Raw genomic sequence first — 11,327 nt, 5'->3', positions numbered from 1 at the left:
GGGCAGGTCTTGGCGCGGCATTGGCGGCCGACTGGAAAACGGGCAGTGCGTGCCTGGCGTGAAGCTGGATAGAAATGCAGGTGCATGGTAGTCGCGTCGTGGCCCGCGTGGCGGCCCGACCAGCGCAAATCCTGTCATACCTGGCGGTATGAACACCCTGCCTGGATTATAGCGTAATCAATTGTCGCGCCGCCCCGCGTGACGGCGCGGACTGCCCGTTATTGCGGCCGGCCGGATGGCTTGTCGAGGTTCACCTTGTACTCTGGCCGCGGCGGCAACTGAATCGTCGCCAGCGCGCTGTACAGGGGCGGCGTAAGCACGCGCGAGACGGTACTGGCCACGACCGCGCAGGCCATCAGGCTCAGCACCATGCTGTGGCCATCGACCATTTCCATGACAATGATAAAGGCCGTCAGCGGCGCCTGCGTGGCAGCCGCCAGAAAGCCCACCATGCCCAGCGCGATGAGCGCCGCGCCATACGGATAACCCGTGAGCGTGGCGATATTCTGGCCCAGCGCCGCGCCGATGGACAACGACGGCGCGAAGATCCCGGCCGGCACGCCCGACCAGGCGGTGAGCCAGGTTGCGGCAAATTTGAAGAACGCAAACGCCGCAGGCACGTTGGCTTCGTTTTCCAGCAGGCTGCGCGTGGCCTCGTTGCCGCTGCCGTAGGTGGCGCCGCCGCTGAGCACACCGATCACCGCCACCAGGAAGCCGCAGCCGAGCGCGAAGCGCACCGGATAGCGGGCGCGCCAGCGGCTGGGCAGGTCGGGCGAGACGCCGCGCAGGCTGGCAATCAACAGGCGGGCGAACAAGCCACCGGCAAAGCCGCACACCACGGCGGCAAGTAACCCCGGCCACAACAACGACAAGCCGATCGGCCCCGCGTGAATGACGCCGAAGTGCGTGCCATTGCCATGCACTGATACGGCAATCAGGCCGGCCAGCACGATCGCCGCGACGATCAGGCCGCTGTTGCGCTGCTCGGGCGCGCGTGACAATTCTTCGATGGCGAACATGATGCCGGCCAGCGGGGTGTTGAATGCGGCCGCGATGCCGGCGGCGCCACCGGCCACCAGCAGGGAATGGGCGCTGATGCCGCTGCGGCGCGGCAGCCAGCGGCGGGCGGCCAGCATGACGCCAGCGGCGATCTGGACCGAGGGGCCTTCGCGACCGAGGGACAAGCCACCCAGCAAGCCGGCCGAGGCCAGGCCGATCTTGGCGAAGCTGATTTTCAGCGACACCAGCAGGGGACGCCGACCGCCGGAGAGGCCAGGGTCGAGGGCCGCCATCACTTGCGGAATGCCGGAACCGCCCGCGCCGCGCACGAAGCGGCGGGTGACCCAGACGATGGCGGCGCACAGGAGTGGTGTCCAGATCAAGGGAACCCACCAGGCCAGCGCGGCGATGTCTTTGAACTGTTCAAATGCGGACTCGGCCAACCAGGTGAACGCGACGACGACAAGGCCGGCGATGGAGGCCATGCCGACGACGACGATGCGGGTGCGCCAGAGATTGGGGGAGATGAGTTCGCGTTTGAAGGCGGAGCGGACGTCGTGCGGAGAGGGGTCGAGGGACATGGTGGGCTCGTGGGGGCGAGACCGGTATTATATAGATTTGTGGGAATGTATTTGCAGCGGTACGCGATTGCGAGATGCTGGATGACGAACCAGCTCTCTGACTGCAGCTTGCGAAGGTCGACCCGATGGTCATGCCGGCGTTCACGCTGTCGCTGAGAGTCCAGCGACAGCAAGTGACATCAGCTGCCGTCTCTTTCATCCTCACGTACCGCGCACTGGATGCGCTCAGGGACGCAGCCGTCGCTTCTCGCGGATACCATGCTGCAGGTAGTGCTGGGTCGGATCGACGCCAGCCGCCTCCACATCCGGATTGGCAAGCAGGTACAGCTGGGGATCAAAGGCTTCCGCCTCAAGCCAGTTGGTGCTACCTGGCGCTGTCGCCTCGATGAAGCTCGCCGGTACCTCGTGGCCTGCAACACGGTTGGGAACGTTCTCGCCGGTGACGATGTTGGTGAGCGTACGGAATGCGATGCTGCCGTAAAACGGATCGGACATCATCGGCGTGTAGTAGGCACAGTCATCGAAGAAGTAATGGGTGACTTGCGACCAGCGGGTGCGAGCAGGATCGAGTTGCTTCGTCCCGCCATGCATCAGATTGGCAGCCCAGATGAGCGCCTGCCCTTTCTTCGCATGGAAATAATCGGGCTGCGCGTTGTGAGCGTCCACCAGATCGCGCCACATTGATTCGTAGATTGCCTGCGACTTCGTACCTTTCAGCTCCGCGATGCACTTGCCGATATGTTCGTTCGTATAGATGGGCCAGCGGTGGCTGCCGGGGAAGTACATCAGCGGCCCGTTGGTGTCATCGATATCTTCCATGGCGACCCACACGCCGCACATGAATCGCTCGGGGCTCGAGCTGAAGTGGATCGAGTCAGTGTGAAAGTGTTGCTGGGTGCCGACCGGGAAGTTTAGCGTCTGGAACGGCCAGGCTTGACGGCCGTAGAGCTGGGACAGCAGGGCAAGCACCTTCTCGTTGCAGGCGATGCGCTTTACGTTGTCGTTGAACTCCCAGGCGTCTTGCACGCGCAGGCTGATGCCGGCTTGGTGGCCGTGATTGCGCCAGCCTTTAAAGTCGTAATGGCTGTGGAGGTTTTGCTTGATTGACTCGGCCATTGAGTCGAAGTCTTGATCGGGGAAATCTAGCACCGCGTAGCCCTTGGTCGCTAGTTCGAAGGCGATGCGGCGGGTTTGTGGGTCAATAGTATCGTCGAAGATGCGCGCGAAGAAGGGATGTTCAATGTAGGGAACACCGGGGAGCGAGTTTTTGACGGAAGTTAACATTGATACCAATGGCTACATGATTGCAACTGCATGATAATTCGATAGGTATCAGCCGCCAATTATTTGTCGAAAAAATTTTAGCCTTGAGTAGTAATATACCCTTTCCGCTAATTAGAATTTTCCACTAGGCTAACCGCCAGTAAAGGGTGGATAGCATTAAGTTTCCAGTGTTGTGCGGTCATAATCCTCGTCGTAGCTGGCCCCTGTCCGGGTAAAGGCAATAATATTTGCTACTGTTTAATACACTCAAAGATTGAAAATTAGCGAGGAAATAGCTTATTTTTTAAATAAAATCTGAATCGTAAGATTGATATCTTAATATGTGAGATCCATAAATTGACGGCGATCGCTTTTTATATTGATCGCAGTCAACTTTTATATAATCATCACATCATTCTTGAAAAGACATTCAGATCTGTCAACTTGTGAAAAATAATTATTTTTACAGAGAAATTTTTCGACCTTCCTGTAAGCCATAGAACCGATAGTGAGCCAGTGCCGATGGCACTACCCCAGCTTCGACAGCTTTTGCGACATCTGGATTAGCCTCCAAATATTTTTCTGATGAGAACCATCTCTCTATATCCTTCATTAGCACATCCTCGGAAATATTTGCCATTTTCATTAAGTATTCCCGATCCATTTGATCTGGATTGCTGATTTTATCAATGGCAGATTGTAAGTAGATTTCGCGCTTTTTTAAGCCAGCAACAGTCTTGCCTAATTTTTCAACCTCCGTCGCATGAGTTTTTACCAAATTCTTTATAAATTGCTCTTCGTATAGCATGCTTAAGTACTCATTTAAATTTTCAAAATTTTTGGCAACAGCCAAACCGGAAACAAGATCGGTAATATTATATTGAAGCTGACTCTTAAGCACATGTTGGCCATGACCCCATAAGCTAAAGCTGTGCGGATCTGCAAATGACAGAATTGGATAAGCCGGTTCGCCGCAGTATAAATTCTCGAATTTTACATCGTCTAGCATGTACAGATCGATTAGGTTCGGATGCTCGACAAAGCTGTCAAAAGGCTTCAATGCCCGTTCCCAATTGAACTGTGTCCAGTCAACATAGCTCCTATATTTTTCATATGTTCCAAGGAATTTTTCTACACCTGTCCATAGCTGAGAAACAAAATGATTTTTTCCTGATGATAATTGCTCGCTGGTCAGCACCGCTGCGGTACCTTTATCCGTCTCAATATAATTAAAGGTGCTTCCAACCGTATGACTGAAAATAGTTTCGAAAATATGTACCGCATGGACATATTGATGTCTAGTAAGGGATGGGTCAATATTCTCACCAGCATAGCCTGATGCTTTCCCGCCTTGCTCGAACAGCGACTTGATCCCAACAAAGGTGGCAAAATACAATCCATCGATAAAATTCACCCCGTAAATCTTCTCGATGTAGCGCTGCAAACTTGCCGAGTAGCCAATGTCAAATATGGCTACGTTCTTCCCCGCCTCCGGCTCAAGACCAATTTCCTTGAAATAACGCTTAACTTTCCCACGCATTTCTTCCGAGGAGATAAAAATTCTGCCTGCTAATCGCTGTGCGATCAGAATTAAATCTGCCAGATGAGTTCGTGTGGTGATTTTCTGGGCGGGCGATTTAATAGATGTATCACGCAAAACCTCATCCAACTCATCTTTAGTTAATGCCCATAGATCAATGCCAAAGCGGATTCGAACAAAATCTTCCAATGGCGCTAATTCGAAACGTTGTTTTGTTAGGGCGAGAATGTCCTCGTAATCACTAATTCCAGCGATGGCTAGCACTCTGCGAGAAACGTTAACGTATTCGTATCGGTCTAACGTTGTATATTGATCTGAAATCTTTTCATAGATATTCTTCACTACGAATCCGTCGCGGGCGAAGAAAAACAAGCGATCGATCCCTTTGCTGCTAACGGTTTCCTTCACCCACTCGGCCAAGCTTGTTAGCAATGGGCCAGCTACGGCATAGCCGAAAAGCTCGGGCCTGCCTCGGAAGAACGTGGGTTGCTCATTTGCATAGTATGGAAAATCATACAAAGTCATCGCCTGCCCACCAAAAATGACTTCCTCAGTCAAATTTTCTGCTCCACGTTTCCGATACGACGGACCGTAAGTTTGCATCCATAGCTCTCGCGCTGCTGGGACAAGCGAGCAGGATATGCCAAATCGCTTTGGTACCGTGTAATCTCCATGGAGCGCATCACCGATATGGAACAGCTCGTCTGGCAGCAGTTGAAGATCCTTCAATATATAAAGAAATAATGTTCCAGAATGCTTTCGTAAACGAATCTCGGACGAGACATAAATCTTTTCGCCATTGTAAATATCACATTTTTCCAGTATTTGGCGTATGACAATTTCCGGAAGGTACATGTCACTAGTAAATATAACATTATGACCGGATGCACGTGCTATATCGTAAAGCAATCTTCCGTGAACTCGCGGTTGGATTACATCCATCTCGCAAGCGAGTTCGCTTTGCTTTAAAAATTCGGTTAACCCTAAATCTTTTGAATATGTCTGCAGCTTTGTGAAAATTTCATCATAATTGCAGTCCTCGAAATTTAGGCTTTCAACATCTTGCCTTGCCTCTCGTTCGGAAGCCATGCGTAAGTCACGGTAGTTTGAGAACGAGCTTTCCCGCAACATCTTCTTAAATGCTGGACCAAACTCACTATTGAGCGCTTTGTGCGCAACAATATCAAAAACTGCTGCTGGCGAATAAAGCTCTCTCTGCACTAACGTATCAAAAATATCGAATGATACCGTTTTGTATTTGCTTGAACCTAATCGATCAAGTAAAACAGATGCATGTGTGGAAGCTTGACCGAGATTAGATTTGAGATTCCGAGTAAATTCTTCAGAAAGTTCATTCGATTTTTCTGCGTAATATTCTTTCAGTTCGCGTTGATCGAAAAATTCAGGAATGTCCGAAGATCTGTACTTTAGCAGCTTATTCAAAAAATTTGAGACTGTCCCTTGGTTTTTGAAAATCAAATCGGTTGGTAAGAAATATCGGCCATGCAAAAATTTTAAAGAGCTCGAGCAATCCTTCGCTAAAAGATCCAATTTCCCGATATCTGCAAGACCACCATCAGAAAATCGCGACAAGTGAGAATCGCCCACCGTGATCAGATCTTTTCCTAAAAGCTTGGCTTGAAGACCTACCGAAGACGAAATTGTTATAACCCCATCGACCAAGGGTAATAACGCTTGCGACGCGGAACCTGACTCGTCCAATTCCGTAGAATAGATTAAGTTTGGAAAGCGAGTGCTTAGATAATTAATATTGTCCGGTAATACTACGCGTTCTTCCAATCCTGGAGAAAGATAATGTGTAACTACGATGCCTACATCTGCTGGCGCCGCTTCAAGAACGGAAATCAAGAAATCCCACTGCTTAGTGCCCGTTTGTTTGTTCGACGTTGCGAAATAGTCGGAAATTTGCAGCGGCACGCAATAATTTTTCCGATAGTTCTTTAATCTGCGTTTCAATTCAGCCGGCACTACCGTCTTCGATCGATAATCATGGATATGTCCTACTGATTCTAGTAAGCTATCGATTGCACTGCTCTTAGAGTTCCCATGATTTTTAGCAAATTTTTCTTCGTTCCAGAATTTATTCAACCAAGATTCTGAAAAAAGTCCTTCTGCATCTACGGTTATATGGTACGGGTACGGTTCCCGACTCAACATCCCTGGAGAGAAATAGAATATTCGAGTAGACTTGAATACAGTCTTTAAATATTCAGCGCGAGATTCCCAATTTATTACCAGATCATATTTTTTGGTCATCAATTCTGGGAAACTCTGTGCCATCAACTTTCCTAGTGCCAATGGAGATTCTTGGTCTTTAGTAGAAAAATCTGAATAGCTTGAGGCAATTGTCCTCAATTTTTTTTCTTCTAATACAATGACGTTATCGTATGCAGCGAACCCCCATCCCCCTTCGAGAATTTGAAAATATGCACCTTCTCCGCAAACTAGCGTAACAGTTCCGCCGTCTGCTTTAATTGCATTGGCGAATTTATTAAAAATAGCTCGAATTGGAAAATGGCGAAACCATGGCTTTTTATTTTCGGTCCATGGTTCTAAATAAAGGAGTGCAGAAATTTTTTTCATATTTATATTTTAGAGAGTAACCGTAGTTTGGCTATCCGACGTTTTCTAGCGTTATCGGATTTTCTTATTTATACTATCGCACGTTAAGTATTGTTAGTTATAATTTTATTTGTAAAATCAGAATCTCGTGGCCTTCGATTTCTAGGCGGAATTGCTAGCCCAGAAAACGCAAGACTATTTGGATCAAGGTTCAAACTTGGATGATATGCGGGGTCGTCCAGCAACACACTTCCCCATTTCTGACGAAGATTAAAAATCTCCCGTTGTGCTCGAGACATTTTCTGCTGTGTATCCTCATGTCCCCGGCTTGCTGACTCCGCGTGTAGTAGTTTTGCATGTGGAGTCCATATAATTGCCCTGCCTGAGGCGCGTATTTTTAAACAAAGGTCTACGTCGTTGAATGCCACTGGGAATGCATCCGCGTCCATTTCGCCAAGCTCAAAGAAGTCCTTCCTAAACATGAACAAGCAAGCCGCGGTACATCCACTAACTTGTTGTACTAGTTGGTTTCGACCATGGTCGCCCCAGTCATCATCGGCCAACCGATTACCAAAGTGACCAGCCACGTTGCCAACGCCAAGCAATACGCCACCATGCTGAACCATGCCATTTGGCCACAACAACTTAGCACCGACTGCACCAGTTCCAGATCGCACCAACTGTGCAAGGATTTCGTCGAGCCAGCCTTCATGCAACGCCTCAATGTCGTTGTTTATGAAACCGATAATTTCGCCAGCTGCTTTTGCGATCGCGCGATTGTTCAGGTCCGCATAGTTGAATGGCCCTGGCATCGATAGGACACGTACACCTTGTTCTGCGATTTCCGCAAAATAGGTGTGTGTGGCCTCGTCGGTCGATCCATTGTCGATGATGATGATCTCGAGCTTGGGCCAGTCCGTAAACCGCTGAATCGTACTGATGCATCTTTGCAGCAAATCGACACGGTCACGCGTTGGGATCACCAAGCTGACGATCATGTCTCTCGCAGCATCTGGAAGCGTGTGGCGAACGCGACGTGCTGCATGTGCCACGTTGGGCGGTGCGTTTGGTAGCTCTTCAAGCAGCGCTGTTGGCTGAACTGTAAGCAATGCGCGCCTGGCCGCATTGAGGCGTGCGTTGCGTTCTTCATCGTTCAAGCGCGACTGCACCCGCACTAATACTCGCGGTACGTGCACAATACTGGTCGCGCTTTCATGCCACACCGCTGCCAATGAGTCCCACACAAATTCGGCCGCCGTTGCTATGCGCTGCAAATCTCGTGCAATCACGCTGCGTACCAGCAGCAAATCGAGCGGATAATCGCTCGCCAGCGCGTAGTCGGGATTCCACGCCGGTTTAAACCATGGTCGGCCTTCAAATTCGCTGTCGGTATACACGATCTTGATACATGGCAATGTAAAACCCTGTAATGCATAGGCCAAGGCGTGCTGCGCTAAGACATCTCCTGCGCGGATGCAGCAAATAACATCGCTGTCTGATACCAAAGCCTGCGCCAGTAGCGCCGGGAAGGGCTGGCCAGTGAACATCCGCACGGACATGCCGTGCTGCGCGTTCACACTAGCGATCGTGCGTTCCAGCTGTGCCGCATCCGCCTCGCCCGTGATAATAATGGCGGTGCTCAAAGTTGGCAGCAATGTCGGGCCTTCCCGATCAAAGCGGGCCGACCATTCAGGCCAGGCCGACATCGGAAGGCTACGCGGCAGGTGCCGTTGATAAATGTCGGCGACGTTCAGCAAAAGTTCATCGGCGTCGGCAGGCAGCAGGCCGGCCAGACCATCGAGTGCGCAGCAAATCGGGAGTGGGCTGCCATTGAGTGGCCGTCCTTCTTCGTCCACCACTCGCACGCTGTGCACCGCGCCATCTGCGAGCGAGGCGGGCAGGGCGAGATCAAAGCCATGGGCGCCGTCGATATACCCGCGCATCAATGGAAGAATGATGTTTGCTTCCGCCTGCGCCACCATGTCATTGCCGACAAATGCCCGCACCGTCAACGTACGCTTCGGATCGGCCGGGTCTAGCGCCCAGCCGTGCAGGCGCAGGCCGCCGTCGCCAATGACGGTGTTGATGGCAGCTGCCGGCGGCGTCGTTGGTTGACTCAGACGCACATGGCCGGTGAGTAGTGCGGTGGTGTTGGCGATACGTGTGGAAATGACGCCGCTCGACCGTTCCGGCAACACGCCAAGATCGGCCACGAAGCCATGGCAGACATCAGAGGCACCGAGTGCAGCGAAATTGTCTGCCAAGTCGGATCGGGCAACATCGGCGATGATGCTGGCGATCGGCTCGTCATCGAGGCACACTTCGACGACGACGCGGCTGTTTGGCCGCTCTGCGTCGACGGCCCAACCATAAACCAGTTTTTCGTGGATTCCATCAACTACGCCATGCCATCGCACCGCGACTGCGGTAGCGCCATCAGGTAATACAGATTCGGTGTTCATTACGAAAAAGGAGAGTCAGGCAGCCTTGGCACCTGGGTTGCGGGACATCCAGTCGTTCAGCCACGCGGCAGCATCGAAGCTGTCGTCGAGAAGTACGGGGCGCACCTTGGAGGGCAAGCCCGCTGGGGAAGCGGTCAGCACGGCGCGGCAGCCGGCAATTTGAAGCAGGCGCAGATCGTCCAGAAGCGACAAGGCTTCGCCCATCAGTTCTGGAATCTGGTCGATCACGCCCGTGTGCAGCAGCGCATCGCTGGCAGACCCGATGACGAGCAGGCGCAACCGCAGCTGTGGTCGGCTGGCAATCATGCGGGCCAGTGCCAAAACCATACGCGCCGACGGCGCCAGCGGATCGTGGCGCCAGATGGCGACGCGGTTGTACGACGACGCTAACGCCGGCAAATTGGCCGGCAGCGGCTTCTTCGCCACAGTGTTGGGCAACGCAGCAGTCGGCTCGGCCGTTTCTGCCTTGCGCAGCCATCCGGCTGCGCGCGATTGCCCAAGCGCGGCGCGCAGCAAGTCGCGCGCGCCAGACAGCGGGTCGTTGCGCTGGAAGGCGGCGAACTCGCCGTAATAGTCGGGATAGCGCGCCACGACCACGCCGCGGTTCTGTGCCACGCGCAAGGTTTTCTCGGCGCGGAACGACACCGTGCCTTCGTGCGCGACGAACACACCCGTGGCTTGCAGATGGCGCCAGCCGGCGGTGCGTGCACGTACGCACCAGTCGACTTCTTCGCCGTAACCGCGCACCAGCGCGGTGCCGTCGAGCATGCCGATGGCGTCGAGTACCGTGCGGCGGATCAGCATCGTGAAGCCGCAGCATGACGGCAATTCGATGTCGGCGCCGCCTGGGCCCGCGCGCACGGCGGCGGCGGTCTGGTCGATTAGCGCGAGTTCGCGCGTGTCGGGCGCCGGCGCGGCCTGGCTGATCACCGGGAAACTGCTGATCTCGCCGTTGTTGGTCCAGGGCGTCACCGACGCCACATCAGGCGTGGCGTAGAGGGCAGTGGCCAGGCGGTCGATCCAGTCGCCGTGCACCTGCGTGTCGGCATTGAGCAGCATGACATCGTGGTCATTGAAAGCGCGCATGCCGCGGTTCACCGTTTCGATAAAACCAAGGTTGCACGGGTTGCGCAGCAGCGTAATCGCGCCGTTGGCAGCCTGCTTGTCGAGCCAGGCCGAAACGGCTGGCTCCGGGCTGGCGTCGTCGACGACGACGATACGGGCGGGCGTGCGGTTCAGCGGCAGGCTGGTCGTGACGCTCTCGATGCAGGCCCGCACCAGCGCCAGGTCGCGGTACACCGGTATGACGATCGACACCGGCCGTGGTTCGCCTGTCGCAATTGCGTCAGGCGCGGCGCCGGCGCGGATCGATGGTGCAGGGTAAAAGGCCAACGGCGAGCCGGGCAGCAACTGGCGGCGTCCATCGGGTTGCAACAGGGTGAGTGACCACGCGGCGCCGGCGCGCGGCGGCGTCAGGCGTACTCGGGTGCCGTCACCCGGTACGTCAAACTGATATTGCGTGGTTTCATCGGATAAAAGCAGGGTCGCGCGTGGCGCGGTCGCACTGCTGGTGCCAATGAAAACCATCGCTTCGATGGCGTCGCCTGCGGTCCAGCAGGCGCCCGTATGGGCAACGCCGGCCGTGCGCAAAATAGGCAGCAGGCTTGCATGCTGGCCTGCGCGACAGCGCGCTGGCAAAAAGGCAGGGCCCAGGCTGGCAACGTCGGCACGGCCGCCGTCCTTGAGCCAGCTCTGGAGCATGATGTCTTGTAGTAAAGGGTTTTCAGCTTCCGTCATCCAGGCAGCGTGCCATGCGCGGGCGGCTAAAAATGGATAGCCCGTCTGCAGGATCTTGGCGCGCAAGATGGCTGGAATGCGTTTCATGGGAAAGCGGCGGCA

5 protein-coding genes are annotated in these 11,327 nt (G+C 53.8%); all 5 read right to left on the bottom strand.

Features of this window, described 5'->3' with window-relative positions; translation table 11 throughout:
- Positions 1 to 218: 218 nt before the first annotated feature.
- A complete protein-coding gene (locus AB2N08_RS08890; RefSeq protein WP_367610278.1) occupies positions 219 to 1,580 on the bottom strand; it encodes a chloride channel protein in 1,362 nt (453 codons plus the stop codon).
- Positions 1,581 to 1,805: 225 nt separating this feature from the next.
- Positions 1,806 to 2,864: a phytanoyl-CoA dioxygenase family protein gene (locus tag AB2N08_RS08885; RefSeq protein ID WP_367610277.1), complete on the bottom strand. Its 1,059-nt coding sequence runs from the start codon at positions 2,862 to 2,864 to the stop codon at positions 1,806 to 1,808.
- Between the two features lie 442 nt (positions 2,865 to 3,306).
- Positions 3,307 to 6,987 carry a hypothetical protein gene (locus AB2N08_RS08880; protein WP_367610276.1) on the bottom strand — a complete coding sequence of 1,227 codons (3,681 nt, stop codon included), beginning with the start codon at positions 6,985 to 6,987 and terminating at the stop codon, positions 3,307 to 3,309.
- 83 nt (positions 6,988 to 7,070) lie between these two features.
- Positions 7,071 to 9,428 (bottom strand): glycosyltransferase family 2 protein, encoded by a 2,358-nt coding sequence (locus AB2N08_RS08875; protein ID WP_367610275.1) that lies wholly within the window; start codon positions 9,426 to 9,428, stop codon positions 7,071 to 7,073.
- A 15-nt stretch (positions 9,429 to 9,443) separates the two neighbouring features.
- The gene (locus AB2N08_RS08870) at positions 9,444 to 11,312 is read right to left on the bottom strand and encodes a glycosyltransferase family 2 protein (protein WP_367610274.1); all 1,869 of its coding nucleotides are present in this window, start codon (positions 11,310 to 11,312) and stop codon (positions 9,444 to 9,446) included.
- Positions 11,313 to 11,327: the final 15 nt, after the last annotated feature.

The sequence above is a fragment of the Massilia aurea genome, assembly GCF_040790145.1.
Classification (GTDB): domain Bacteria; phylum Pseudomonadota; class Gammaproteobacteria; order Burkholderiales; family Burkholderiaceae_D; genus Telluria; species Telluria aurea_C.
This window is presented reverse-complemented; position numbering and strand designations above follow the sequence as displayed.